This window comes from Vulgatibacter sp., assembly GCF_041687135.1.
Taxonomy (GTDB): Bacteria; Myxococcota; Myxococcia; order Myxococcales; family Vulgatibacteraceae; genus JAWLCN01.
In genome coordinates, this window is record NZ_JAWLCN010000003.1 from 42,831 (window position 1) to 67,814 (window position 24,984).

General features: G+C 72.1%; 30 protein-coding genes. 16 read left to right on the top strand and 14 right to left on the bottom strand.

What is annotated here, in order from left to right:
- Positions 1–24: 24 nt before the first annotated feature.
- From ACESMR_RS07630 to ACESMR_RS07640, 3 genes are read right to left on the bottom strand one after another with little or no spacing between them, the layout of a single operon-like run.
- A complete protein-coding gene (locus ACESMR_RS07630) occupies positions 25–378 on the bottom strand; it encodes a PspC domain-containing protein (RefSeq protein ID WP_373046454.1) in 354 nt (117 codons plus the stop codon).
- A 2-nt stretch (positions 379–380) separates the two neighbouring features.
- On the bottom strand, positions 381–896 hold the full coding sequence (locus ACESMR_RS07635) for a hypothetical protein (RefSeq protein ID WP_373046455.1): 516 nt from the start codon (positions 894–896) through the stop codon (positions 381–383).
- Positions 893–1,492: an RNA polymerase sigma factor gene (locus ACESMR_RS07640; protein ID WP_373046456.1), complete on the bottom strand. Its 600-nt coding sequence runs from the start codon at positions 1,490–1,492 to the stop codon at positions 893–895. The genes ACESMR_RS07635 and ACESMR_RS07640 overlap by 4 nt, the downstream gene beginning before the upstream one ends.
- Positions 1,493–1,616: 124 nt before the next feature.
- On the opposite strand from ACESMR_RS07640, the gene ACESMR_RS07645 reads away from it, so the two are divergent.
- The 4 genes from ACESMR_RS07645 (at position 1,617) to ACESMR_RS07660 (ending at position 4,040) form a co-directional block, all read left to right on the top strand.
- A complete protein-coding gene (locus ACESMR_RS07645; RefSeq protein WP_373046457.1) occupies positions 1,617–2,252 on the top strand; it encodes a hypothetical protein in 636 nt (211 codons plus the stop codon).
- A 2-nt stretch (positions 2,253–2,254) separates the two neighbouring features.
- A complete protein-coding gene (gene queC, locus ACESMR_RS07650) occupies positions 2,255–2,944 on the top strand; it encodes a 7-cyano-7-deazaguanine synthase QueC (RefSeq protein ID WP_373047102.1) in 690 nt (229 codons plus the stop codon).
- 65 nt (positions 2,945–3,009) lie between these two features.
- Entirely contained in the window at positions 3,010–3,297 is a 288-nt protein-coding gene (locus ACESMR_RS07655; RefSeq protein WP_373046458.1) for a hypothetical protein, read from the top strand.
- Between the two features lie 71 nt (positions 3,298–3,368).
- A complete protein-coding gene (locus ACESMR_RS07660) occupies positions 3,369–4,040 on the top strand; it encodes a Smr/MutS family protein (protein ID WP_373046459.1) in 672 nt (223 codons plus the stop codon).
- Here the strand turns inward: ACESMR_RS07660 and ACESMR_RS07665 are convergent, their stop codons facing one another.
- Complete coding sequence (locus tag ACESMR_RS07665) at positions 4,041–4,352, bottom strand: hypothetical protein (RefSeq protein ID WP_373046460.1); 312 nt, start codon at positions 4,350–4,352, stop codon at positions 4,041–4,043.
- A gap of 140 nt (positions 4,353–4,492) precedes the next feature.
- Positions 4,493–5,218, bottom strand: a complete 726-nt coding sequence (locus ACESMR_RS07670) for a hypothetical protein (RefSeq protein ID WP_373046461.1) — start codon at positions 5,216–5,218, stop codon at positions 4,493–4,495.
- Between the two features lie 191 nt (positions 5,219–5,409).
- Between ACESMR_RS07670 and ACESMR_RS07675 the strand changes: the two genes are divergently transcribed.
- The 6 genes from ACESMR_RS07675 (at position 5,410) to ACESMR_RS07700 (ending at position 9,216) form a co-directional block, all read left to right on the top strand.
- Positions 5,410–6,099, top strand: coding sequence for a tryptophan 2,3-dioxygenase family protein (locus ACESMR_RS07675; protein WP_373046462.1), 690 nt, complete (start codon positions 5,410–5,412; stop codon positions 6,097–6,099).
- Between the two features lie 219 nt (positions 6,100–6,318).
- A complete protein-coding gene (locus ACESMR_RS07680) occupies positions 6,319–6,630 on the top strand; it encodes a hypothetical protein (protein ID WP_373046463.1) in 312 nt (103 codons plus the stop codon).
- A gap of 47 nt (positions 6,631–6,677) precedes the next feature.
- Entirely contained in the window at positions 6,678–7,151 is a 474-nt protein-coding gene (locus tag ACESMR_RS07685; protein ID WP_373046464.1) for a YqaA family protein, read from the top strand.
- A 43-nt stretch (positions 7,152–7,194) separates the two neighbouring features.
- On the top strand, positions 7,195–7,872 hold the full coding sequence (locus ACESMR_RS07690; protein WP_373046465.1) for an HAD family hydrolase: 678 nt from the start codon (positions 7,195–7,197) through the stop codon (positions 7,870–7,872).
- Positions 7,755–8,609 (top strand): DNA/RNA nuclease SfsA, encoded by an 855-nt coding sequence (gene sfsA, locus ACESMR_RS07695; protein ID WP_373046466.1) that lies wholly within the window; start codon positions 7,755–7,757, stop codon positions 8,607–8,609. Before ACESMR_RS07690 ends, sfsA begins: the two co-directional genes overlap by 118 nt.
- A gap of 28 nt (positions 8,610–8,637) precedes the next feature.
- Positions 8,638–9,216, top strand: a complete 579-nt coding sequence (locus ACESMR_RS07700) for an NUDIX hydrolase (protein ID WP_373046467.1) — start codon at positions 8,638–8,640, stop codon at positions 9,214–9,216.
- On the opposite strand, the gene ACESMR_RS07705 is transcribed toward ACESMR_RS07700, so the two are convergent.
- Positions 9,213–9,590 (bottom strand): response regulator, encoded by a 378-nt coding sequence (locus ACESMR_RS07705; RefSeq protein WP_373046468.1) that lies wholly within the window; start codon positions 9,588–9,590, stop codon positions 9,213–9,215. The two genes, ACESMR_RS07700 and ACESMR_RS07705, sit on opposite strands and share 4 nt — an antisense overlap.
- Positions 9,591–9,753: 163 nt before the next feature.
- On the opposite strand from ACESMR_RS07705, the gene ACESMR_RS07710 reads away from it, so the two are divergent.
- Positions 9,754–9,888 (top strand): hypothetical protein, encoded by a 135-nt coding sequence (locus ACESMR_RS07710; protein WP_373046469.1) that lies wholly within the window; start codon positions 9,754–9,756, stop codon positions 9,886–9,888.
- 1,423 nt (positions 9,889–11,311) lie between these two features.
- On the opposite strand, the gene ACESMR_RS07715 is transcribed toward ACESMR_RS07710, so the two are convergent.
- Positions 11,312–12,214 (bottom strand): patatin-like phospholipase family protein, encoded by a 903-nt coding sequence (locus tag ACESMR_RS07715; RefSeq protein ID WP_373046470.1) that lies wholly within the window; start codon positions 12,212–12,214, stop codon positions 11,312–11,314.
- A gap of 94 nt (positions 12,215–12,308) precedes the next feature.
- On the opposite strand from ACESMR_RS07715, the gene ACESMR_RS07720 reads away from it, so the two are divergent.
- Together ACESMR_RS07720 and ACESMR_RS07725 are read left to right on the top strand one after the other, a co-directional pair.
- A complete protein-coding gene (locus tag ACESMR_RS07720) occupies positions 12,309–12,779 on the top strand; it encodes an EVE domain-containing protein (RefSeq protein WP_373046471.1) in 471 nt (156 codons plus the stop codon).
- A gap of 87 nt (positions 12,780–12,866) precedes the next feature.
- Positions 12,867–15,113, top strand: a complete 2,247-nt coding sequence (locus tag ACESMR_RS07725; protein WP_373046472.1) for a bifunctional salicylyl-CoA 5-hydroxylase/oxidoreductase — start codon at positions 12,867–12,869, stop codon at positions 15,111–15,113.
- Between the two features lie 70 nt (positions 15,114–15,183).
- Here the strand turns inward: ACESMR_RS07725 and ACESMR_RS07730 are convergent, their stop codons facing one another.
- The 3 genes from ACESMR_RS07730 to ACESMR_RS07740 all read right to left on the bottom strand — a co-directional run bounded on the left by ACESMR_RS07730 (position 15,184) and on the right by ACESMR_RS07740 (position 18,352).
- Entirely contained in the window at positions 15,184–16,404 is a 1,221-nt protein-coding gene (locus ACESMR_RS07730; protein WP_373046473.1) for a hypothetical protein, read from the bottom strand.
- 137 nt (positions 16,405–16,541) lie between these two features.
- The gene (locus ACESMR_RS07735) at positions 16,542–17,423 is read right to left on the bottom strand and encodes a GNAT family N-acetyltransferase (RefSeq protein ID WP_373046474.1); all 882 of its coding nucleotides are present in this window, start codon (positions 17,421–17,423) and stop codon (positions 16,542–16,544) included.
- Between the two features lie 137 nt (positions 17,424–17,560).
- Complete coding sequence (locus ACESMR_RS07740; RefSeq protein WP_373046475.1) at positions 17,561–18,352, bottom strand: alpha/beta fold hydrolase; 792 nt, start codon at positions 18,350–18,352, stop codon at positions 17,561–17,563.
- 49 nt (positions 18,353–18,401) lie between these two features.
- On the opposite strand from ACESMR_RS07740, the gene ACESMR_RS07745 reads away from it, so the two are divergent.
- Positions 18,402–19,016 carry a class I SAM-dependent methyltransferase gene (locus ACESMR_RS07745; protein ID WP_373046476.1) on the top strand — a complete coding sequence of 205 codons (615 nt, stop codon included), beginning with the start codon at positions 18,402–18,404 and terminating at the stop codon, positions 19,014–19,016.
- Here the strand turns inward: ACESMR_RS07745 and mutY are convergent.
- Both mutY and ACESMR_RS07755 read right to left on the bottom strand, forming a co-directional pair.
- On the bottom strand, positions 19,013–20,122 hold the full coding sequence (gene mutY, locus ACESMR_RS07750; RefSeq protein WP_373046477.1) for an A/G-specific adenine glycosylase: 1,110 nt from the start codon (positions 20,120–20,122) through the stop codon (positions 19,013–19,015). The two genes, ACESMR_RS07745 and mutY, sit on opposite strands and share 4 nt — an antisense overlap.
- A complete protein-coding gene (locus ACESMR_RS07755; RefSeq protein ID WP_373046478.1) occupies positions 20,110–21,408 on the bottom strand; it encodes an aminopeptidase P N-terminal domain-containing protein in 1,299 nt (432 codons plus the stop codon). The genes mutY and ACESMR_RS07755 overlap by 13 nt, the downstream gene beginning before the upstream one ends.
- A 142-nt stretch (positions 21,409–21,550) precedes the next feature.
- On the opposite strand from ACESMR_RS07755, the gene fadH reads away from it, so the two are divergent.
- The gene (fadH, locus tag ACESMR_RS07760; protein ID WP_373046479.1) at positions 21,551–22,351 is read left to right on the top strand and encodes a 2,4-dienoyl-CoA reductase; all 801 of its coding nucleotides are present in this window, start codon (positions 21,551–21,553) and stop codon (positions 22,349–22,351) included.
- Here the strand turns inward: fadH and ACESMR_RS07765 are convergent.
- A complete protein-coding gene (locus ACESMR_RS07765) occupies positions 22,335–23,174 on the bottom strand; it encodes a histidine kinase dimerization/phospho-acceptor domain-containing protein (RefSeq protein WP_373046480.1) in 840 nt (279 codons plus the stop codon). The two genes, fadH and ACESMR_RS07765, sit on opposite strands and share 17 nt — an antisense overlap.
- Before the next feature lie 126 nt (positions 23,175–23,300).
- Between ACESMR_RS07765 and ACESMR_RS07770 the strand changes: the two genes are divergently transcribed.
- Positions 23,301–24,212: a PD-(D/E)XK nuclease family protein gene (locus tag ACESMR_RS07770; RefSeq protein WP_373046481.1), complete on the top strand. Its 912-nt coding sequence runs from the start codon at positions 23,301–23,303 to the stop codon at positions 24,210–24,212.
- A gap of 130 nt (positions 24,213–24,342) precedes the next feature.
- On the opposite strand, the gene ACESMR_RS07775 is transcribed toward ACESMR_RS07770, so the two are convergent.
- Entirely contained in the window at positions 24,343–24,957 is a 615-nt protein-coding gene (locus ACESMR_RS07775) for a hypothetical protein (RefSeq protein WP_373046482.1), read from the bottom strand.
- Positions 24,958–24,984 lie beyond the last annotated feature (27 nt).

The following is a 24,984-nucleotide window of genomic DNA, read 5'->3' on the forward strand; positions in this document are numbered from 1 at the left end:
AAGGTGGCCCCGTCGCCCCAGCGGTCAGAGATAGGGCCGCCGCCCCTCGGGCGGGATCGTCTCGCGGCCCTGTGCCGCCTCGAAGGGCACGGGCAGCTGCCGCGGCGCCTCCGGCATGATGATCCAGAGGGCGATGTAGATGGGCAGCGACCAGAGCCCGAGCAGGAAGGCCACCACGAAGGCGAGCCGGACCAGGGTCACCGACAGCCCCCACTCGTTGGCGAGGCCGGCGCAGACGCCGCCGATCATCTTCCCCTCGCGCTGCCGGTACCAGGAGCGGGCGAAGACGCTGCGCTCGAGGCGCGAGCCGCAGTAGCGGCATTTGATCGCCTCGGCCTTGATCGTCTCGGCGCAGAACGGACAGGTGCGGGTTTCCATGGTCAGACCTCGGATGCGGCTGCGCGCGGCGGCCTGGCCGCGGCGCCTGCAAGCAGGGTGAGGGTGAAGGCGAGCGCGGAGAGCGCCGCCAGGCAGAAGAGGCCAAAGCCCACGCCGAAGGCCGCGGCGATCGGCGTGGGCAGCACCGGGGCGAGCCAGCTGGAGCCGAGCTTCCAGACGGCGGCGATCCAGGCTGCCGAGAGGGGCAGGCAGACCGCGGCGATCGCGGCGATCTGCATCGCGGCCCGGCGGACCGTCCGGCGCCCCTCCGCAGCGACCCGGCGCAATTCCGCCCCTGCGGCGGCGAGGGTCCGGGCCACCACCTCCGCCCGGACCCCAGGGAGAGGTGGCAGCGAGGCCAGGGTGGAGAGATCCGCCGCCAGCGTCCTGCACGTGGCGCAAGCGGCGAGGTGCGCGGCGATAGCCTCCTCCTCGCACGTTCGCGCGACGTCCGCCGCGGTGCAGCCCAGCAGCCGCTCCTCGGCCACCACGCATTCGGCTTTGCGCAGCCGGCTCATCCCACCACCTCCTCCGAAGAAGACGACGACGCGCCCCGCAGCCCCGCGAGCCGCGCGCGCAGATTCTTGATCGCGTGGTGGAGCCGGCTCTTCACCGTGCCCGGCGGGATCCCCGCCGCCTCCGCCACCTCGCGCTCGCCCAATCCCTCCAGATAGCGCAGCACCAGCACCTCGCGCTGTCCCGCCGGCAGCGCGGCGATCGCCTCGTGGAGCGCCTGCGCCTCCTGCCCCGCAGCAGCGAGGAGGTCGGGCGCGGGGCCCGCCTCCCCCGACTCCGGCAGCTCGCCGTCCCCGGTCACGTCCCAGGGCCTGGCGATACGTCGCCGGGCAGCGTCCCGGACCAGGTTGACCGCGATCCGGTAGAGCCAGGGAGAGAAGCGCTGCGTCGGGTCGAAGGAGCCCGCCGCCCGCACCACCCGAATCCAGAGTTCCTGGAAGAGGTCGTCGGCGTCGGCGCTGCTCCCGGTCGAGCGCAGCAGCAGCGCGTAGACCCTGCGGCGGTGCCGCTCGACCAGGCAGGCGAGCGCAGCTTCGTCGCCCCGGGCCACCGCCCGGCACAGCGTCTCGTCGCTGGTCTGCTCGCTCCACCTGGCCATTGCCGTCCATCCTCGCCGGGGGGAAACCGCCCGCAGCGTCCACGCGATCCCGGTACGCGTCCCGGCGCCTGCCGGTTCATCGCACGATTGCCCTGCGCCGACCCGCGGCAGTAGGCTGCCGCCGATGTCCCGTCTTCCGCTCCTCGCCCTGCTGCCTCTGCTCGCCTGTGGAACGCAGGATGCACCACCCGGCGATGCGATCGGCACTTTCGCCTTCGTGGCCTCGCTCGACGAGGGCGGCGCCATCCTCGATCCCCCCGAATCCACGCCGCGCTGCCGCTTCGAAGGGGCGCCGGACCGGATCGAATTCGACGGCTCCCTCTCCCACGATCCCGAGGGGGACGCCGCCTGGCTCCTCATCGACGGCACGCTGCGGGAGGGAACGCTCGAGGGCGCCACCTTCGACCTCTCCCTGCCCCGGGAGCCGGACGGCAGCATCCGCGGCGTGCCCCGCCGGCTCCCCGCCTGCACCTGCGATCTGCTCTTCGTCGAGAAGATCGACGGCGCGCTGGTGGAGAGCTCCACCGAAGGCTGCAGACCGCCACAGGAACCGGTGGAGGTCGGTCCGGCGACCTGCCCGCGCCTCGGCGAGGACGGCGAGCTCGCCTGGGACAGCTGCGGCGGGATCTGCGGCACCCTCCGCGAAGAAGTGCGCTTCGAAGCCAGCGGTTGTTCCTGCGAGGTGGACGGCGTGCAGGAGCAGGTCGCCGGCGTCTGCCAATTCGTGTGGGCGCTGCAGGGAACCCGGATCGGAGGTTGAAGTTGAAGCGCGCGGTGGTGCTGCTCTCGGGCGGCCTCGACTCGACGACGTGCCTCGCCATCGCCACCAGACGCGACGGCTACGAGGCCCATTGCCTCTCCTTCGCCTACGGGCAGCGCCACGCGGACGAGGTGGAACAGGCCCGGCAGGTGGCGGGCCGCCTCGGCGCCGCGTCGCACCGGGTGGTGCGGATGAACCTCGAGGCGATCGGCGGAAGCGCCCTCACCGACCACTCGATCGCGGTGCCCAAGGGGCGCGACGAGGCGAGCATCGGGGCCGGCGTGCCGATCACCTACGTGCCCGCCCGCAACACCGTCTTCCTCTCCGTGGCGCTCGGCCTCGCCGAGGTCCTCGAGGCGGAGGCGATCTACCTGGGCGTCAACGCCCTCGACTACAGTGGCTACCCCGACTGCAGGCCCGCCTTCGTGGAGGCCTTCTCGCAGCTGGCGAAGGTGGCCACCGCTGCGGGGCTCGAGGGGCACGCACCGCGGATCGAGGCGCCGCTCCTCCAGCTCGGCAAGGCGGAGATCATCCGGCTCGGCGTCTCCCTCGGCGTGGACTACGGCATCACCCACTCCTGCTACGACCCGGCGCCGGGCGGCCTCGCCTGCGGCGCCTGCGACGCCTGCCTCCTCCGGGCGAAGGGTTTCGCCGATGCGGGCGTCGCCGATCCGACGCGCTACGTTCGTTGACCAGGCGGGGGGCCGCACCTATGTTCGGCGGCTCCCTTGCACCTCTTGCAGCTGGAGTGACGAGCATGGCCGAGCGGATCGAGCAGCGTTTCAACGGGCACGGGGCCAACGAGATCTACGAGCGGCTGGTCGATCAGCTGGGCATCGTGGCGAAGGAGTACGGGCTGAAGCTCGATGCGGCCCCCGCCACCAGGGCCGGCCGCGTCCACCGCAAGGGCATGGTCGACGTGAAGTTCGCCGTGGTGGAGGAGCTCCTCACCGCCGATCTCGACTTCGGCATGCTGATTCCGAAGTCGATCCGCGAGCGGGTCCGGACCGAGCTGGAGCAGCGGCTCGGCTCGCTCTTCGCCTGAAAGCTCCGCAACGGCGGCGAAAAACGGCCGGGGCCGGAAGGCTCCGCTCCTCCCCGCGGTAGAACGGTGGGATGGCCAAACCGAAGCCTTTCAACAATCCCTTCGCCGGCCTGAAGCTGAAGAAGGCCGAAGCGGCGCCGGAGAAGAAGCCGGCCCCGCAGCCGCCGCCGCGTGTGCAGCAGGCGAAGAAGGCGCCCGTGCAGGAGCCGGACGACGACTCGCTCTTCCTCGAGCTCGTCGGCCAGGTGGAGCCGGTGCGCGGCGGGCCGCAGATCGTCGAGCGCCCGCCGCCGCCGCCCGAGCACGTGCGCCGCATCGTGAACGAGGAGGAAGAGGTCCTCGACACGCTGGCGGAGCTGGTGGCAGGGACCGGCGCCTTCGACGTCGCCGACTCCGACGAGTTCATCGAGGGCTCGGTCGAGGGGCTGGACAAGCGGATCCTCCGCCGCCTCCGCAAGGGCGACTACGCCGTGCAGGCCCATCTCGACCTGCACGGCCTCGTCCGCAGCGAGGCGAAGGAGGCGCTCTTCTCGTTCATCGAGCAGAGCCGCTACAAGGGCTTGCGCTGCGTCCTCGTGGTCCACGGCAGGGGGCTCCACTCCAGGGAGCAGCTCCCCGTGCTCAAGGAGGGCGTGCAGGGCTGGCTCTCCCGGGGGCGCCTCGCCTCCCAGGTGCTCGCCTTCACCACCGCACGCCCCCACGACGGCGGCGCCGGCGCGGTCTACGTGCTGCTCCGCCGCTGATCACCAGCGGGCGTCGACCCGCCGGAAGAGGAAGAAGCGCCGCCCGGCGCCGCCCTTGGCGATGTGCGGCTCCGGCGCCGGCCCCTGCCATGGGCGGTAGAGCGGCTGGTAGTCGCGGAAGCGCCGGAGCAGGAAGATCTCCGCCTTCAGCTTGCTGCAGATCTCGTCGTAGGCGACGGCGAAGCCCCTGGGGTGCCGGTTGCCGAGCACCACCTCGAAAACCTCGTCGCCGAGCCTGGCGATCCGGCCGAGCTTCTGTCCGTCGACGCTCATCACGTACATGCCGGCCTTGAGATCGGTGTCCTCGTTCATGGAGCCCTCCGGACGAAGAAGCGGCGCGGGCGAGCTCTCCCGCGCCCCCGGGGCGCACTCCCGCCGGCCAGCCCCCGCCCCTCGGGGGCGCCCGCCCCCCCCCCCCCCCCCCCCCGGGTCTGGCGCTTTCCCGTGGGGCCCTAGAACTGGCCACCGACGAGGAGCGAACCGGTGATCTGGTCGACGTTGTCCTCGTCGTTCAGGTTGGTGAACGCGTCGTCGTCGAAGACGAAGTTGTAGCTACCGCGTGCACCGACGAGCACGTCGCCGAGGTGGATGTCGAGACCCGCGCCGACGGGCGCCTTGTTGATCGTGTCGTCTTCGAGGGCGCCGGTGCTGTTGTCGCGCTCGTAGACGTTGAACCGGCTGAGCTGGTAGCCGCCGAAGACGTACGGCTCCCACGCGCCGAACTTCGGGCTGGCCATGAGCAGCGCCTGGCCGCCGTTCTCGATCGCGTTCTCCTGGGCGCCGGTCAGCCGTTCGTCGGTCTGGTAGGCGGCACCCATGTAGCCGAGCTCGAGCTCGAGGACCGGGATGCCCGGTTCGATGCCCACGGTGACGCCGTAGAGGGCGCCGGGGCTCAGCTGGCTGGCCAGCTCACCGGGGAAGCCGACGATACCGCCCTGTGCCTGCACTTCGACGCCGCGGTCCGGCTTGCTCGCCTCCTCGCGGGCCCGCTCGCGCTCCGCGTAGAAGTCGTCCGCCTCGCCATTGCCCTCGACGGTGATCTCGGTGCCCTCGTCCGTCTCGATCTGGACGTCGGGCTCCGACTCGTACTCCTGATCCCAATCCTGTGCGGAGGCAGCTGCCGGGACGGCGAGAGCCGCCGCGCCAAGTGCCCCGAGAATCCAACGAAGCTTCGTCATCAGTGAACCTCCTCCCCTGTGGTGTTCCTCCCCGCTAAAAGGGGTGACCACGCATCGGGGGCCCTGCAAGCGGGGGCGTCCTGTGCGCCAGCAGACAAGGCGCCTGCTTCCTCGCTTCCTTTGCGCCACATGGACCCCACTCCGAGGCCCTGCTACCTTGCGGCCCAATCCCCCGATCGACGGAGCAATCCATGTCCCAGCTCGAGGCCAAGACCCTCACCGACTACGAGAAGTACATCCGCACCGAAGAGCTCCTCTCCCTGCAGAAGGAAGCGAACGAGTGCGTCGATCCCGACGAGCTCCTCTTCCAGGTGATGCACCAGGTGATGGAGCTCTGGATGAAGGTGATGGTCCGGGAGACCGGCCGGGTGGCACAGCTTCTCGGTGAGGGAGAGCTCGGGCAGGCGGCACACCACCTGCGCCGCATCTCGACGATCGAGGCCTCGCTCGTGCAGCAGATCCCGATCATCGAGACGATGGCGCCCGCCGACTACCACGTGATCCGGCTCAACGCCCTCGGCCGGGGCAGCGGCCAGCAGAGCCCCGGCTTCAACCAGATGCTCCGCACCGGCGAGCCGGTCTGGGCCGCGTTCGAGAAGGCGCTGGCGAAGACCGGCGTCGACCTCCAGGATCTCTTCCGCAACCCGCGGCAGAACTGGGATCTCTGGCTCGTCGTGCAGGGGATGATGGAGGTCGACGAGGGCTTCCAGACCTGGCGCTTCAAGCACTACGAGATGGTGAAGCGGATCATCGGCCTCGAGGTGAAGAGCCTGCAGGACGTGCCGGCTTCGCAGCTCCGCTTCGGCGTGGACGAGTCGTTCTTCCCGGAGCTCTGGAAGCAGGTGCCGGTGCTCACCCGCACCACCCGCCCCGAGTACTGATCCGCCGCTCCGGATCCGCACCGCCGAAAGCGCCGCCTTCCGCTTGCCGGAGGCGGCGCTTCGTCGTTTCGCCGCGCGATTTGGCGCCCATGGCCACGTATGGTCACGTCACGCCACCGCGCAACCAGCTTGAATTGCAACGGTTTTCATTTTCCACAAGACAAGAGGCGGGTCCTTCTTGCTATTTTCGGGGCGCTTCTCCCCCTCGAGGAGGGCCAGGTGAACGAGATCACGACACAGTACGAGGCGCTTTTCCGGGAGCTGGGCCGCGAGCTCGGCCGTGCCCTCGCAGCGCGCCTCCTCGAAGAGCGCGCTGCAGCGGACGGCGGTTTCGCATCGCCGCCCGAGCCCGCCGCGGCGCAAGCCGGCAAGATCCTGCCCGGCCTCACCGGCCGCCGCCGCCGCGCCGGCGATCCGCCGCCCCGCTGCGGCAGGGCCGGCTGCAACAAGCCCTCGCGCACCCGCGGCTATTGCCAGACCCACTACGTGCAGTGGCTCAAGGCCGGCGACGGCCGCCGCCAGGCGGGCTGAAGTCGCCAAAGCGGGAAGGTGCCGCGCCCGTCCGCCGTTGGAGCGCCGTGGATCCCGTCCTGCTGGCAACCTGGGGGCTGCCCGGCCTCTTCCTCGCCGCCTTCCTCTCCGGCTCGGTGGTCCCGCTGCCGTCGGAGGCGGTGCTCGTGGCCCTGCTCGGCGGCGGCCTGGCCCCGCTGCCCCTGGTCACCGTCGCCACCGCCGGCAACCTGCTCGGCGCCGCCACCCTCTTCTGGATCGGCACCGCCCTCTCGCGTGGCGCGGGAGGCGCCCTCGGCCGCGCGTTGCAGCGCAGGATCCAGCGCGATCCGCAGGCCTTCGAGCGCGCGCAGGCGCGCCTGCGACGCTTCGGCGCGCCGCTCCTTCTCCTCACCTGGGTTCCGATCGTCGGCGACCTCTTCGTGATCGCCGCGGGCTTCGTCGGCGTGCGCCTGCTCCCGTTCGTGATCTTCACCGGCGTGGGCAAGGCAGCCCGCTTCGCGCTGGTGGCGAGCGCGACGGCTGCAGCGCTCGGCGCGTGATCGGGCAGGCCCGAATCCGTATGCTGCGCCGGTGCTGCGCGCGGTGATCTTCGATCTGCACGGGACCCTCCTCGACGACGAGGCGCTGCGGCTGCGCCTGCTCCAGGAGCGCTGCGCCGCGCACGACGTCCCCTTCGACGAGGCGAGCTACCCGGCCCGCTTCGCCGGTCTCGACGATCGCACCACCTTCCGCCTCCTCTGGTCGGAGGCGCAGCGGCCCCTCCCGCCGGACGAGCTCCGCCGCCTGCTCGCCGAGAAGAGCCGCGGCTACGCGGCGGCGCTCGCCGAGGAGGTGCCGCTCTTTCCCGGCGCCCGCTCGCTCTTCGAGGAGGCGAGCCGGCGCCTGCCCGTCGGCGTGGTGGCGGGCTCGCTCCGCGCCGACGCGCAGGCGGCCCTCAAGGGCGCGGGCTTCTTCCGCCGCTGCAGCGCGCTCGTCACCGCCGATGAGCTCTCCCGGCCCACCCCCTCCCCCGAGGGCTACGCGGCCTGCATCGCCGCGCTGGACGAAGTGGCACGGCGCTACGGCGGGGAAGTGATCACGCCCCGGAGCGTTCTCGTCTTCGAGGACACCGAGGCGGGGATCCACGCGGCGCAGCGCGCGGGTTGCAAGGTCGCCGCCGTGGCCCACACCCAGCGACTCGATCGCCTCGCTGCAGCGGAGAGCCACGCCGCCCGGCTGATCGACCTCGATCTCGCGGGCCTCGAGAAGGAGCTGTTCTGAAGGGCCTCTTCGTTCCCCACCGGATCGCCGGCTCGCTGCAGCGGGGCAGGCTCGTCGAACGACCCAACCGCTTCCTCGGCGTCGTCGCGCTGGAGAGCGGCGCCGTCGTCGAGGCGCACATCGCGGACCGCGGCAGGCTCGAGGAGATCCTCTTCCCCGGCGCCGAGGTCTACGTGGTGCCTGCCGCAGGCCCCACCCGCCGCACCGCCTTCACCCTGGTCTGCGCCCGCTGCCCGCCGCTGGGCGACGCGCCCCTCGGACCGCTGGGCTGCCTCGATCCCGCTGGCGCCAATCGACTCGTGCGGACGCTCCTCGAGGCCAAGGCGATCGAGGGATTGCCCGCCTTCGGCGCGGTGCGTCCGGAGGTGAAGGTCGGCGCCTCGCGCTTCGATTTCGCCCTCGCCCTCGACGACGGCAGGCGCCTGCTGCTCGAGGTGAAGAGCGTCGCGGTGGCGCGGGGCAGGGCCGCGCTCTTTCCCGATGCCCCCTCCGAGCGCGCGGCCCGCCACTGCCGCGAATTGGCGGCGCACGTCCGTGCCGGCGAGCCGGCGGCGATCGTGCTGGTGGCGCAGCGGGCGGACGTGGAGGAGATCCGGCCCCACCCCGTCGATCCCGGCTTCGCTCTGGCGCTGGCGGAGGCCCAGGGCGCAGGGGTGCTCCTCCGCGGCGTCGCCTTCGACGTGGGGCTGGAGGGGTTCCGTTTCGCGGGCATGCGGCCGGTGGTCGTCGACGCGTAGAATGGACGCTCCCGTGTGGAGGCGTCGGATGCCCGAGAAGTGGAAGACGGTCGGATCGCAGGTGCTGCAGGACGCGGGGATCTTCCGGCTCCGCGAGGATCGCTCGGTCTCGCCGCGCACCGGAAAGACCTGGCCCTTCTTCGTCCTCGAACTGCCGGATTGGGTCAACGTGATCGCCCTCACCGAGGACGCCGAGGTGATCTTCATCCGGCAGTACCGCCACGGCAGCGGCGACGTCACCCTCGAGATCCCCGGCGGCATCGTCGACCCGGGCGAGAGCCCGCTGGCTGCAGCGGCCCGCGAGCTCCGCGAGGAGACGGGCTACGTGGCGAAGCGCTGGCTCGACCTCGGATCGATCGAGCCCAACCCGGCCTTCCAGACCAACCGCTGCCACACCTTCCTCGCGCAGCGCGCCACGAAGGCCGGGAGCCAGCAGCTCGACGAGCGCGAGGTGATCGCGATCGAGACGATTCCGCTGGAGCAGGTGGGTAGCCTCCTCGCCGAGGGGAGCATCCGCCATGCGCTGGTGGGGATCGCCTTCCAGAAGCTCGATCTGCTCCAGCGCGGGCTCCTCCCCACCAGGCCCGTGGAGCCCGGAGCGGCTTAGATCGCGTTGTTCAGGGAAAGGCCGTGGGAGCGCTCCACCGCTGCGAGGAGCTGCTCCGGCACCCAGGGCTTGCGGACGTAGCCGTCGAGATGGGCCACCTCCGATCCCGCGAATTGGCGGCTGGTGACGAGCACGATCGCCGCCCCGAGCAAGGCCGGCTCGTGGCGGAGCGCCTCCACCGCGTCGAGGCCCACCACCACCGGCAGGTGGTGATCGAGCAACACGACCTGTGGCCGATGCGCCCGGGCCAGCTCGAGGGCCTGGCCGACATCGACCGCGCTGAAGACCTGGTAGCCAGCGCTCCCCAGCACCGCAGTGGCGAGGACGAGCGCGTCGAGATCGTCGTCGATCACCAGGACGGTTGGTTTGTCCATGCATGCCTCCGCCCGTACCAACAGCGGAAAGGTGCTCATATTTCGCCTGGTTGCGCACACGCAAGGCTCCCTCGTGCAGCTTGCGGGCAGCGCCCCGCCCCCCAGCCGGCAGCACGGGAGCGCCCGCTTTTCTGCTAGCTTGCGCGCCATGGAGAAGGGCCGGATGCGCCAGATCGCGGTGGTTTGCGCCTGGGTGGCAGGGGGGCTGCTCGCCGGCGCGCTGCTCGTCCTGCAGGCGGAACGGATCGCGGAAGGAGACCGCCAGCTGTGGAACGAGCCCTCGGTCTCCTCGCCATGAACCCGACGGGCCTGCTCCTGCCAGCAGCGGCCACCGTCTGTGCGCTCGCCTGCCTCGTCGTGGGCGGCCTCGGGTGGCGCAGGCGCCACGCGCCGGGCAACCCGCGGCATGCGATCCTGGTGGCGGTGGCCCTCGCGCTTCCCCTCCTCCTGCCGATCGCCGGCGCGCTCCTCGCCGTGCCGGAAGCGGGCGGCGATCCCCTCGCCGCAGCGACGACGGCGCTGCAGCAGCGGATGCAGGCAGGACTCGCCGGCCTGCTCCTCGCGTTGCCGGTGGGCCTCTCCTCCCTGCTCTGGGCCGGGATCGCCGGCGGGCGCAGGGTGCATCAGGCCGGTGAGCGGGCCCGGCTCTCCGCTGCCGCTGCAGGGCAGCGGGCGGTGGGCGCCGAGCTCGCCGCGAGGATCGAGCGCACCGGACTGCCGCGCACCGGCGCGGCGATCGGCCTGCTCGCCGCGGTGCTGCCCATCGGCGCTCCCTCCCTCGCCCTCCACCTCGCCGGCACACGGGGGCTCGAGGATCTCGCCCTCGCCCGTGCGCTGGGCAGCGGCGCCGCCGTGGTCGGCAGCCTCCAGGCCCGGGCAGGGGCGGAGATCCTCCGGGTGGGCGCGCAGGTCGGCGCTGCCGGCGCGGTGCTGGTGGCGCTCCTCGTCGGGCTGCTGCTCCACGCGCGCTCCTCCCGCAGGCACAACCTCGCGCTGGCGGTGCGCTGCGTGGGCGAGAGCGGCGCGGTGCGGGCGCAGGTCGCCCGGGTCCTCGAGGCGAGCGGCACCCCGGGGCCTCTGGGTCCCGTGGCGCTCACCCTGCTCCTCCTCGGGCTCTCGGCGCTGGCCTGGACCGAGGTGGAGCGCCTGCGCGCGGTGCCCCAGGCGGCGGACGAAGCGGTGGCGGTGGGCGGGAGCGCTCCGCTTTTTCCACAGGGCCTGCCCGGCAGCTTCCTTGCCGCCGATCGATCGGCCGGTAGAGTGGCCGGCGATGCGCTTGCTCACCTTCCCGGAAGACGTGTCCATCGGCGGCCTCGAGGCACAGGCCGATCGCCTCGCCGACGACGCGGCCCGCGCCGCAGCAGAGGCCGAGGCGCTGGTGCTCTCGATCCTGCGTGGCGACCGCCAGTGGCGCGAGCAGCGCCCCGCGCAGCGCATCACCGCGGTGCAGGCCGCCGGCCCCCGCCGCGTCGCTTAGGTCTTCGCGCCCGGCTCCACCCAGACCGCACCTGCAGCCGTAGCCGCGATCCCTTCGGGATCGAGCGGCGGCGCACCGAAGCGCCGCAGCCAGGCCGCCTCGCCACCAGCATCGTCGATCTGCTGGGCGAGCTCCGCCTCGCTCGCGGCGAAGAGCCCGACGAGCATCCGCCCGTCCTCGCCCTCGGCGAGGAGGCCGAAGCGGCTCGCCTCGCCCGGTACCCGCACCTCGATCCGCCGCAGCTTCAGCTCCACGTCCCGCCTCCTGCCTTCGCGAAGGGGCGGCTCTCCGCCGCCGGCGCCGCCAGGGCCCGTGCCGCTGCAGCGGTGGCGGCGGCGATCACGTTGCGCCCCTCCTTGAGCCTGCCCGGCGAGAGCCGCGGCAGCTGCGGCGAGACCACGTAGACGGGCAGCCCCCGCGCCTCGCAGAGCCGGCCCTGCAGCTCGTAGTTCTCGTGGCGCACCGCCAGCAGCCCGCGGGCCATCGCCTGCACGTAGCCGTGCCAGCGATCCTCCGGCGTCTGCTCGAGGGTCGTCCGTCCCTTGCCCGGCAGGTAGTGGACGAGGATCGCGTCGAGCTCCACCTGCCCCGCCAGGGCGAGGATCGGCGCCTTGTCCACCAGGCCGCCGTCCCAGAGCTGCGCCCGGGAGAAGGGCACCGCGCGGAAGAGGCCGGGGTAGGCGCAGGAGGCGTGGATCACCTCGGAGAGCGGCCCCTCGGTGTGGATCCGCGGCGCCGCTGCGGTCACGTCGGTGGTGACGAGCACGAGCTTCTTCGGCGTCTGCTCGATCCGCTCCACCGGCAGGGCGTCGTCGAGGAGCCGCCGGAAGCGCAGGCCGGCGAGCAGCCCGGTGAAGCTCCGCCCCCGGGCCGCATCGAGCAGCGCGCTCACCGGCGCCGGATCCCAGAAGTCCTGCTTGCGAACCCGCCCCAGGAGCGTGGCGATGTCGTGGGCGTCGAGCCCCGCCGCAGCGAGGGAGGCCACCAGGGCGCCGGCGCTGGTGCCGGCGTAGGCGGTGGGCGAGAGCCCTGCCCCCTCCACCGCGGCGAGGAAGCCCGCGTGTCCGAAGAATCCGAAGAAGCCAGCCGAGAGCACGAGGCCCACGCGCTTGCCCCGCAGCTCGCGCGCCAGGGAGGAGTCCGTCATCGGGCGGAGGATGGAAGCGGCACGGCACCGGGTCAAGGCGCTTGCGCCGCGGATCGCTCCGGGGCTACCACGCCTTCCCGAAGGAGGATCTCCCTTGGCGAAGCGCTACTGGCTGGTGAAGAGCGAGCCCGACGTCTACTCCATCGACAGGCTCGAGGCGGAGGGCAGCACCTCGTGGGAAGGCGTGCGCAACTACCAGGCGCGCAACTTCATGCAGGAGATGAAGAAGGGCGATCGCGTCCTCTTCTACCACTCCAACGCGGAGCCGCCCGGGGTGGCGGGCATCGCCGAGGTGGTGCGGGAGGCCTACCCCGATCACCACGCCGCCGACCCGAAGTCGAAGTACCACGACCCCGGCCACAGCGAGGAGAAGCCCCGCTGGTTCATGGTCGACGTGGGCTTCGTCGAGCGCTTCCCCGAGGTCCTGCCGCTGCCTCTGCTCAAGGGCGAGCCTGCGCTCGAGGGGATGGAGCTGCTCCGCAAGGGCTCGCGCCTCTCGGTGCAGCCGGTCGCGAAGGAGCACTTCGACCACGTGGTGAAGCTCGGGCGCGGCAAGCGGCGCTGAAGCGCTGCGTCATCCGCGCCGGCGGGCGGTGCCCCGGCGCCCCGTGGTACAACGGGCCCTTCCAATTTTCGCTGGAGGAGCCCGGGGATGAAGATCGTCTGCATCGGGGGAGGGCCTGCCGGCCTCTATCTGGGCATCCTGCTCAAGAAGGCGAACCCCGCCCACGAGATCACGGTGATCGAGCGCAACGCGCCCGATCAGACCTTCGGCTGGGGCGTGGTCTTCTCGGACGAGACCCTCGGCAACCTGCTCGAGGCCGATCCCGCCACCCACGCCGAGATCGTGGAGTCCTTCGCCCATTGGGACGCGATCGACATCCACTTCCGCGGCGAGGTGATCCGCTCCGGCGGGCACGGCTTCTCGGGGATCGCCCGCAAGCACCTCCTCCGCATCCTGCAGCAGCGCGCCGCGTCGCTCGGGGTGGAGCTGCGCTACCGGACCGAGGTCGACGACCTCGCCGCCTTCGCCGGCTACGATCTGGTGGTGGGCGCCGACGGGATCCGGAGCAAGGTGCGCGCCGCGCACGCGGACGTCTTCCGGCCCAGCCTCGACGTGCGCAAGTGCAAGTACATCTGGTGCGGCACCAACAAGATCTTCGACGCCTTCACCTTCCTCTTCGAGGAGAACGAGCACGGGCTCTTCCAGGTCCACGCCTACCGCTTCGACGCGGAGACGAGCACCTTCATCGTCGAGTGCGACGAGCAGTCGTGGAGGAACGCGGGGCTCGATCGGATGACGCCGGAGGAAGGGGCGAAATACCTCGAGGGTGTCTTCGCCCGCTACCTCGACGGCAATCCCCTGCTCCTCAACGCCTCCACCTGGATCAACTTCGCCACCGTGCGCAACGAGCGCTGGCGCCACGGCAACATCGTCCTCATCGGCGACGCCGCCCACACCGCGCATTTCTCGATCGGCTCGGGGACGAAGCTCGCCATCGAGGACGCGATCCTCCTCGCCGAGGCGATCGAGCGCCATCCCGGCAACGTGGAGCAGGCCCTCGAGACCTACGAGGAGGAGCGCCGCCCGATGGTGGCGCGGATCCAGAAGGCGGCGCAGGACAGCCTCGATTGGTTCGAGAACACCAGGCGCCACGTGCAGCACGATCCCGATCGCTTCGCCTTCAGCCTGATGACGCGGAGCAAGCGGATCGGCTGGGAGAACATGGGGCTGCGCGATCCGGAGTTCGTCGCCAGGGTCGGCGCCGCCTTCGCGCGGGAGGCCGGCGTTCCCACCGACGGACCGCTGCCGCCGCCGATGTTCACGCCCTTCCGGCTGCGCTCGATGGAGCTGGCCAACCGCGTCGTCGTCTCGCCGATGTGCATGTACTCGGCGACGGACGGCACCGTCGACGACTTCCACCTCGTCCACTACGGCGCCAGGGCGATGGGCGGCGCGGGCCTGCTGATCACCGAGATGACCGACGTCTCTGCAGACGGGCGGATCACGCCGGGCTGCGCCGGCATGTACGCCCCGGAGCACGTGGCGGCCTGGAAGCGGATCGTCGACTTCGTCCACGCCCGCTCGCCGGCGAAGATCTGCCTGCAGCTCGCCCACGCCGGCCGCAAGGGATCGACCCGGCGGATGTGGGAGGGGATCGATCAGCCCCTCGACGAGGGAAATTGGCCGATCCTCGCTGCGTCGGCCCTGCCCTACCTGCCGGTGAGCCAGGTGCCGAAGGCGATGGACCGAGCCGACATGGACCGGGTCCGCGACGACTTCGTGCGTGCCACGGAGCTGGCGGAGGCGGCGGGCTTCGACATGGTCGAGCTCCACTTCGCCCACGGCTACCTCCTCTCCGGCTTCCTCTCGCCGCTCACCAACGTCCGCACCGACGAATACGGCGGCTCGCTGGAGAACCGGATGCGCTATCCCCTCGAGGTCTTCCGGGCGATGCGTGCGGTCTGGCCCGAGGAGAAGCCGATGTCGGTGCGCATCTCCGCCACCGACTGGGTGGAGGGCGGCTTCGAGGCGGAGGATGCGGTCGAGCTGGCGAAGGTGCTCAAGGCCGCCGGCTGCGACATCGTGCACGTCTCCACCGGGCAGACCACCGCAGCGGCGAAGCCGATCTTCGGGCGGATGTGGCAGACGCGCTTCTCCGACCAGGTGAAGAACGAGGCGCACATCCCGACGATCGCGGTGGGCAACATCTCCAGCGCCGACCAGGTGAACACCATCCTCGCCGCAGGGCGCGCGGACCTCTGCGCGCTGGCGCGGCCGCACCTCTCCGATCCGAACTGGACGCTGCGGGCAGCGGCGGAGCAGGGCTGGGACGGGCAGTCGTGGCCGGATCCCTACAAGGCCGGCAAGCCGCGCCCTGCGCCGAAGCCCGCCTGACCGCGCAATCCCCGTGCAGAAGAGGCCGCCTGCCCCCCGGGGCACGGCGGCCTCCTCGTTTCTGGCGGCGCTATTGGCGGAAGAGCGGCATCGGCGTGCTCTGCGCCTCGCCCAGCGCCATCCGGATCGCCAGCGTCGCGCCGTTGAGGAAGGAGCGCGCGCCCCAGATGTCGGCCTGGGCGAGCGAGGCCCTCGCTTCGACGAGGGCCTCCTGCGCCGCGATCGCCTGGGCCGCCTCCCGCTCGCCGGCAGTCTGGTAGGCGTTGCCGGCGAGCTGTCCGAGGCTCTGCGCGAGCTGGGCGAACCCCGCGTCCGCGCCGGTGCCGCCGCCGGTGGCGAGGAAGGCGTCGAGATCCTCTGCCTGCTCGAGGAGCCGCGAATAGGCGGCGATCCGGGCGACGCGCGCCTCTTCGATCGCCGTGCCCTGGTCCTCGATGTCGGCGATCTCGTCCTCGAGATCCTGGGTGCGCTCGTCGAGGAGCTGCTGGTTCTCGTTGAGCGTGTTGACGGCGCCGACGAGATCACCGAGCTGCCGCGCCCGCTCCTCCGCTGCGGCCTGCTCCTCCAGCGCCTGCTGCTGCTCGGGGGTCGGTGGCGGCGGCTCCGCGGCGAGGGCGGGTTCGCCTTCGATCGGCTGCTCGGTGGCGAGGGGCGGCGCTTCGGCGCCGGGGGGCGCCTCTGCGGCCAGCTCCTCCGCCGGCACGCCTTCTGCCGCAGCCTCGGCCTCGGCGTCGGCGGCGGCTTCTGCCGCAGCGGCAGCCTCCGCCTCGTCCACCGGCGAGGGCGCCTCCGCCGCCGCAGCAGCGGCAGCCTCCGCCTGCGCGGCGGCGTCCGCTTCCTCGCCGAGCGCGGGGACGTCGAGCAGATCCGCTGTGGGGTCTGCAGGCGCCGCCGCTTGCGCCGCGATTTCCGCCTCCGCGCCTGCTTCCGGCGCCGGCTCGTCGTCGCCCTCGAGCACCAGCCGGTCGCCCACCAGCTCCGCGCCCCGGGGCGCGTCGTCCGTGGCCGCAGCAGCCTCCTCCTCCGCAGCGGCGCGGGCCTCCTCCGCCGCTTCGGCCTCCGCCTCCGCTGCCGCCACGTCCTCCGCGGCAGCGGCACCTGCAGCCTCCTCGGCCTCCTCCGCCACGTCGGGATCGGGCACGTTCAGCCCGTCGTAGGGCAGCTCGGTGGCGGCCTCGTCCTGGGCCTGCGCCGCACGGGCGAGAAGGCCGTGCTCCGCCGTCCGCACCGCATGGGCGCCCAGCAGCGTCACGGCGCCGACGATGGTCAGCAGCTGATGACGAGCTCTCATGTCCCAATCTGGGGTTGGAGCAGGCCTTGGTGCACCCGGCGCATCCACGGCGGGGTGCACCCCGGCGCCTCGCCTGCCCGCCTGGAGAGCTGCGGGGCTGGCGCGATCCACCGCGGGATCGCGCCAGCGTGCGGGGCCTAGCGGCGCTTCGCCGCCTTGCCGGCCCCCGGGGAGCGGGGCGCCCGGCGGGCACCGCCGTTGGGCTTCTTGCCCTTCACGCCTGCTGCCACCTTCTTGAGCGGCAGCTTGCGGGGCGGCAGGAGCTCGGGCTCGGCCGGCACCTTCTGGGCGAGGAAGATCGCCGCATCCAGCTTGAAGAAGTTGCGCCGGCGGTACCAGGTGAGCGCGCTCTCGTTGTTCTCCGCCACCTCGAGCACGAGGTGGGTGCAGCCGCGCACGCGGGCGAGGTGCTGGAGCTGGTCGAGCATGAAGCCGCCCACGCCCTTGCCCTGGTAGTCCGGGTGGACCGCCAGCTCCTCCACGTAGAGGGGCCGCATCCCGCGCTTCTCGAAGTAGCGGGGGTTGATCCAGTTGTCGGCGCCGGTGGCGTCGAAGGCGCACTCGGCGTAACCGACCACCTGATCGCCCACTTCGAAGAGGAGCTGCTCGCCCTTCTCCTCGTAGACGTCGAGGAAGCGGTTCTTCGAGCGGGGGCGCTGGTACTCCACCGTCTCGCGGTTCACGTCGCGGAAGACGAGCTTGAGGAATTCCCAGGTCCGGTTGAGGTCGCGGCGGTGGAGCCTGCGGACCTTCACCTCGACGTGATCCTTGCGGGCGCGGGCGGCCCTGGCCTCCTCGTCCTCTTCGCCGGCGGAATCGATCACCACCAGCGACGGCGGCTGACCTTCGCCCTTGCCCTTCGCGGCGCGCTTCGTCGCCTTGCCCTTCGGAGCGGGAACCGGCGCCGCCGCCACCGCCACGTTCCCCGCCGCCTCGTTGGCCCCGGCCTGGGCCTCGAGGACCTCTGCGAGGCCCTCCTCCCCGGGGGAAGCCAGGGAGGAAGAGGGCGCGGCGCTCACCGCCGCTTCGCCTGCCAGGATCTCTGCTTTCGCAACCGTCGATCGTCGTGACTTGCTGGACATGAAACCCGCCTGTGAAGACGCGACGAGAACCCCCGACTGCCCGGGGGCCTTCCCGCCGTACGCGTTGCCGTCCGCTACCGGGGTGCCTGCGGAAAATCGAGGGCCCGGTCGAAGGCTTCCGGCACCTCAAGGTTGGCGAGATGGCCTGCCGCCGGCAAGACCGACAGGCGTGCCCCCGGGATGGCGGCTGCCATCTCCTCGGCGAGCGCCGGCGGGGTGATCGCGTCCTCGGCGCCCACCACCACCACCGCGGGCACCCGGACGCCGGGGAGCAGGTCGGCGGAATCCGGGCGGTTTTTCAGGGCCTCGAGCCCGCCGACGATGCCGGCCTCGCGCTGATCCATCAGGGCCCGCACCCGCTGCACCAGCGCCGCGTCCCCCTGCCCGCGCTGCGAGAGGAGGAGCCCCAGCATCCGCTCCACCAGGGGGCCCTTGCCCTGGGAGCGGACCTCCGCCTGCGTCTGCTCCCGCCCCTTCCGGGCCTCGGGCGTGTCCGCGCCTGCCCGGCTATCCGCCAGGAGCAGCCCCGCCACCCGCTCGGGCCAGCGCCGGAGGAAGGCGAACGCCACGTAGCCGCCCATCGAGCAGCCGCCCACGATGGCGCGCTCGATCCCGCAGGCGTCGAGCACCGCGCGGGCCTCCTCCGCCCAGCGCTCCACCGAATAGGCCGCGGGATCGGCGGGCACGGTGGAGGCCCCGAAGCCGGAGAGGTCCGGGGCGATCACCCGGTAGCGATCGGAGAGTCCGTCCAGCTGCTGCTGCCACATCCGCGAATCGAGGGGGAAGGCGTGGAGCAGGAGCATCGCCGCCCCGCTGCCCTGCTCCCGCCAATGGATCCGCCTGCCTTCGACCTCGACGCTGGGCATGCTCGCCTCCCGTGGGGTATCCATCCCCCGAAGCCACGGAGCCTACCGAATGACGACCACCTTCTTCGACGACAAGGTCGACTTCTTCTACGCCATGGAGGAGCAGAGCCCCTTCGCCGGGCTCCTCGACGAGCTGGTGGCCTGGGCCGCCTGCCCGGCGGGGGCGGTGGTCGCCGATCTCGGCGCCGGTCCCGGCGGCCTGCTCCGGCGGCTGCCGGAGGCCCGGGGCGTGGCGATCGATTTCTCCCTGCCGATGGCAGCCCGGGCGCAGGCGCTGGGCCACGCCGCCGTGCAGGGCGACGCGATGCAGGTGCCGCTGCGCGCGGGGAGCTGCGACGCGGTCTTCGTCACCAACGTGCTCCACCTCGTGTCCGCCCCTGCAGCCGTCGCCGCCGAGTCCTTCCGCGTCCTCCGCCCCGGCGGCCTCTTCCTCGCCATCGTGCCCGGACCGCGGATGGGCGAGGCCTCGCTCCGCGCCTTCCTCGAGCGCGAGCACGGCGCGGCCGTCGCCGAGATGCTCGCGGGATGGGGCCGCTCCGCCGACAACAACCGCCGGTTCACGCCTGCCGAGATGGAAGCGCTGCTCGAAGGCGCGGGCTTCGCCACGGTGGAGGGCCGCCTGCGCTGGGAGGAGCACGCGCTCCTCGCCCGGGCGGTTCGTTAACGCTCCTGCCTGGAGGCCCGCAGCGCCTTGCGGGTCACCGAGGAGAGGCCCCCGGGCAGCGCCGCTGCCGGATCGGCGAAGCGCACGTCGACGTAGGGTGCGGCGATCCGGGGCGCCTGCGCCTGCGCCGCCACCGCGTGCACGGTGAGCTTGAGCTCCCGGTGGGTGAGGGTCTGCTCCACCGTGCCGATCGCCTCGCCCACCACCGCGCCGCCGCCCACCATCTCGTCGACGAGGCGCTGCAGCAATGCGGTGCCCTCGCCGGCCTCCACCGTCACCGCCGGCAGCTCCCAGAGCGAGGCGAAGAGCCCCGCGTCGGGCCTGCGCGCCAGCAGCGTCTCGCCGTCGCGCACCACCAGCGCCGCCGCGAGGTGGAGCTCGGGGCGCGCCTTCGCCTTCCGCCGCGGCGGCAGCTCCGCCTGCCGTCCGGCGCGAAACGCGAGGCAGTGGGTGGCCACCGGGCAGCCGAGGCATGCAGGCGCACCGGGCCCGCAGCGGGTGGCGCCCAGCTCCATCATCGCCTGGTTCCAATCGCCCGCCGCCCCGGGCGGCAGGAGGAGCGAGGCCACCTCGCGGAAGAAGGCCAGCGCCTTCGCCTCGCGGGGATCGCCCTCGCGGCAGAGCCAGCGGGTGAGCACCCGGGCCACGTTGCCGTCCACCGCGGCCTCGTCGAGGCCGAGGCCGATCGATCCCACCGCCGCCACCGTATAGGGGCCGAAGCCCGGCAGCGCCGCCAGCGCCGCAGCGTCGGCAGGGAGCGCGCCGCCGTGGCGCTCGACGATCACCCGCGCCGCCTCGTGGAGCTTGCGGCCGCGGGCGTAGTAGCCGAGGCCGCTCCAATGGGCGAGCACGTCGTCGAGTGGCGCCTCCGCCAGCGCCAGCACCGTGGGAAAACGCGCGAGGAAGCGCGCCCAATAGGGCTTCACCGTCTCCACGCGGGTCTGCTGCAGCATCACCTCGCTGATCCAGATCGCGTAGGGATCGGTGGTGCGCCGCCAGGGCAGATCGCGCTTCTCGGCGCGGTACCATGCGAGCAGGCGCTCCTGCAGATCGGCGACGGCTGCCGGCGCGAAGGGCAGCGCCACCTTCTCCTTCAGCCGCCGCATGCCTGCCGGATCTCCTCCACCGTCTTCGGCGTGCCGGCGCTCAGGATCTCGTGCCCCGCCTCGGTGACGAGCACGTCGTCCTCGATCCGGATGCCGATGCCGCGCAGCCGCTCCGGCGCCGCCTCGTCGTCCGCCTGCACGTAGAGCCCCGGCTCCACGGTGAGCACCATCCCCGGCTCGAGGGGCCGCGGCGTTCCGCCCACGTGGTAGAGGCCGACGTCGTGCACGTCCATCCCGAGCCAATGCGAGGTGCGGTGCATGTAGAAGCGCTTGTAGGCGCCGCTCTCGATCAGCGCGTCGACGTCGCCGTCGAGCAGGCCCAGCCGCACCATGCCCTCGGTGAGCACCCGCACCGCGGCGTCGTGCACCGCCTCGATCGTGCTGCCCGGGCGCACGGCGGCGATCGCCGCCTCCTGCGAGGCGAGCACCAACTCGTAGCATTCCTGCTGCACCGCGGAGAAGCGGCCGCCCACCGGGAAGGTGCGGGTGACGTCGGCGGCATAGCTCCGGTACTCGGCGCCTGCGTCGATGAGGCAGAGCGCGCCTTCGCGCAGCACCTCGTCGCCCGCGCGGTAGTGGAGGATGGTGCCGTTCTCGCCTGCGGCGACGATGGTCTGGTAGGCGGGACCGCTGCCGCCCCGCCCCCGGAAGATCCCCTCGATCGTCGCCTGCAGCTCGTATTCGCGGGTACCGTCGCGGGCCTCTCGCATCGCCGCGGCGTGGGCCTCGCCGGTGATCCGCGCCGCGGTGCGCATCGCCTCGATCTCCGCTGGGTCCTTGCGCAGGCGGAGGTCGTGGAGGAGCGGCCGGGGATCGACCACCGCCAGCGGCGGCGTCACCCCGAGGCGCGCCCGCTGCCAGAGCTTGCCGAGCCAGCCGATCACCCGGCGATCCCAGGCCTCGTCGGCGCCGAGGCGGAAGACGATCGAGGTGGCGCTCTCGAGGAGCTTCGGCGCCACCTCGTCCAGCTCGTCGATCACGTGGGCCGCGTCCATGCCGAAGTCGCGCACCGCGCCCTCGACCCCTGCCCGCCTGCCGTCCCAGATCTCCCGGGCGGGATCGCGCCGGCGCACGAAGAGCACCGACTCGTGCCCCTCCTTCGTCGCCTTGATCAGGAGCAGGCTCTGCGGCTCGTCGAAGCCGGTGAGCCAGTGGAAGTCCGAGTCCTGCCGGTAGGCGTGGTGGGCGTCGTTGTTGCGCAGCCGCTCCGGTGCGGCGGGAAAGATCGCCACCGCCCCCGCTTCCATCCGTGCCGCCAGCGCATTCCGCCTTGCCCGATGATCCATCGCTCGCTCCTTCCGGGATGCGGGCCCTTCTACCATGTGTCCGCCGCCGGACCAGCGTGCCCGAGCAGGCGGCGCAGGTGGCGCGACCGCTCCCCCGCGGCTATCGTCCCCGCTTCGCGCTGCAGCGACGAGGAGAGGAAAGATGCTCGCACCGGGAACGCTCCAGGGACGCACCGCCGTGGTCACCGGCGGTGGCACGGGAATGGGCCTCGCCATCGCCGCGGAGTTCGCGCGGCTCGGCGCCAACGTGGTGATCGCCTCCCGCAAGCCCGAGGTCCTCGAGCAGGCCTGCGCCACCATCCGCGAGCAGGCTGCGAAGGGCGCCGAGGTGACCCACTTCGTCCTCGACGTGCGGCAGCCGGAGGCGGTGGAGGAGGTGGCGGCGAAGGTCGCCGAGCGCTTCGGCCCAGCGACCATCCTCGTCAACAACGCCGCCGGCAACTTCGTCGTCCCCGCGGCGCAGCTCTCGCCCAACGGCTGGCGCACGGTGATCGACATCGTGCTCAACGGCACCTTCTACTGCACCAAGGCCTTCGGGCAGCGGATGATGGACGCCGACAGGAAGGGCTCGATCATCAACATGATCGCCACCTACGCCTGGACCGGCGGCCCCGGCACCGTCCACTCCGCGGCGGCGAAGGCGGGCGTCCTCGCCATGACCCAGACGCTGGCAGTCGAGTGGGCTGCGGCGGGGATCCGCTGCAACGCCATCGCCCCCGGACCGATCGAGCGGACCGGCGGCGCCGACAGGCTCTTCGGCGTCCCCGAGATCGCCGAGGCGGTGCGCAGGGACGTTCCGCTGCAGCGGCTGGGAACGCCGGAGGAGATCGCGTGGGCGGCGGCCTACCTCGCCTCCGACTACGCCGCCTACGTCAACGGCGCCTGCCTCACCGTCGACGGCGGCGCCTGGCTCAACAAGGGCTTCGTCAAATACCTGGAGTGACCGGCGGCTCCTGCTCCTCGCTGCGGGTGGCGTCGAGGAGGTCCTGGATCAGCCGTGTCATCCGGTCGGTGGAACGCTCCATCGCCTCGAGCCGCTTCTGCACGCGCTCCGCCGTCGGGCCGAGATCGCGCCGCAGCGCAGCGAGCACCATCAGGATCACGTTCAGGGGGCTGCGCAGGTCGTGGGTGACCATGCCGATCACCTCGTCCCTGCGCCGGGCCGCTGCCTGCGCCTGCTGGTAGAGCAGCGCGTTGTCCACCGCGAGGGCGGCGCGGCCCGCGAGCTCCTCCGCCAGCGCGCGGTCCTCGCCCGCTTCCAGCCGGGGCGTCGGCGAGCGGTCGGCGAAGATCATCACCCCCAGGGTCCGGTCCCGCGCGACCAGCGGCACGCTGAGCATCGACCGGCCGCCCAGCTCCTCCATCACGGCCCGGTGCTCGTCCGACTGCGCGTAGCTCGCCCGCCCCCCCTCGTCGAGCAGGGCGAAGACGGGCTTGCCCGACTCGAGCGCGACGATCGAGGGGTTGGTGCGCCTGCTGCGGAGCACCGGGTAACGCCGGGCCCGTTCCGCAGCGGCCCACCGGCCCGGGTCCACGTCGGCTGCGGCCACGCGCCGGAGCTCCTCGCCTTCGAGCAGATCGACGAAGCAATAATTGCCCACCGCCTGCACCGCGAGCTCGGCGACGGTGCGCAGGGTGGTCTCGTAGCAGAGCGAGGAGGAGAGGACGCGGCTCGCCTCGGCGAGGAAGCGCCACCTGCGGGCGGAGCTCTCCGCCTCCACGGGATCGTCCTCCACGTGCCGGATCTGCGTCGGTCGCTCCGCCATCCCTTCCTCCCTGCGTGCGGCGCGAGAGCCTCTGCCTCTTCCCCCGTTTGGGGAAGGAGACATTTGCCGTGCCTGTCGGGCCGGCAACAGTCGACCCTGTGCTACGGTGGCCGGCGGAGGTGGTCGATGGCCTTTGGGCGACAGCCGCTGCGCAACGAGTTCTCCTGGTCGAAGAGCCGCCACGAGAAGCTGGCGGAGTGCGCGCGGCAGTATTTCTTCCACTACTACGCGAGCTGGGGCGGGTGGGAGCGCGGCGCCGCTCCCGAGGTGAAGGAGCTCTACACCCTCAAGAAGCTCACCGCCCGGGCACCCTGGGCGGGCTCCACCGTCCACGACACGATCAAGCGGGCGCTCACCCTCGTCCGCGACGGGCAGCCCGCCGATCCCCGGGAGCTCGTCGACCGGACCCGGGCGCGGATGCGCGCCGAGTTCCGCGAGTCGCGGGAGAAGGCCTACCGGCAGCGCAAGGCCTTCGGCCTCGTGGAGCACGAATACGACGAGCCCCTGCCCGACGAGGTGTGGCGCGACAACTGGGCGCTGGTGGAGCGCTGCATCGAGGCCTTCTTCGCCTCGCGGTGGCTCTCGATCGCCTCCGACCTGCAGCCGGAGCGCTGGCTCCCCATCGACGAGCTCGGTTCCTTCTCCTTCGAGGGGACGAAGATCTTCGCCGCTCCCGACTTCGCCTTCCGCACCGCCGACGGCGGCGTGGTGGTGGTCGACTGGAAGACCGGCCAGAAGCGCGAGAGCGACAGGGAGCAGCTTCGCGGCTACGCCATCTACGCCCGTGAGACCTGGGGCGTGCCCCTCGATCGGATCGAGTGCCGCGTGGTCTATCTCCCCTCGCTGGAGGAGGTGGAGGTCCGGGTCGACGAGTCGGAGGTCGCCGCCTTCTCCGAGCGGATGAAGGCCTCGATCGAGAACATGCTCTCGCTGCTGGTCGACCGCGACGCGAACGTCGCCACCGCCGAGAACTTCCCGCCGACGGACGACGAGAAGGCCTGTGCCCGCTGCGTCTTCCGGCGGCCGTGCAAGGGTTGAGGTCGAGCGTGTGAAGAAATCGGTCCGGCAAGCGCCGGCCCGCTTTCTTCGCTCGCGCTTCGCGCGAGAAGCGCTCCTTCTTGCGATCGCTCCGCCTTCGGCTTCGCTGGAGAGTTTGTTCTACAAACTCTCACGGCGCGCAGTGGACCCACTGCGTGCAGTCGGCGCCGAGGATGCAGGTTGCCTGGCGGTTGGAAAGCCCCGCGGGACAGAGCGTCCTGCAGGAGGCCTCGTCGACCAGGATGCCGTCCATCTCCAGGGCCCCGTTGGCGCAGGTCTCGTAGACCTTCGTGCAGACCGCGTCGCAGGTCGACGCGGGGACGGGCTGGAGGCAGCCCGGGACCTCGGCGCAGTTGGCGCCGGCGACGCAGGCCGCCTGCGCCTGCGAGGGGCTGCCGTCCTCGCAGCCGGCGCGGCATTGCTCGTAGGAGAGGGCCCCGCCGTTCTCGTCGGTGAGGAGGCCGCCGCAGGTGAAGTAGATCTGGTCGCACATCGGCGTGCACCAGTCGGAATCACTCGCTCCGCCGCCACCGCCGGCACCTGCCATACCACCACCGCTGCCGCCCGCCCCGCCGGTGCCGCCGGTGCCACCCGTGCCGACGCCGTCGCCGACGCCGTCGCCGACGCAGCCGCTCGGCCCGCAGCCGCCCGAAGGCTCGCAGGCCGGATCGTCGGAGCAGAGCCCGCCCTCGCTGGAGCAGGCGCCGAGGAGTGCGAGGAGGGCGACGAGTGGAAGTGCGCGCATCAACCGCACTTCTATCGCGCGGCCTGC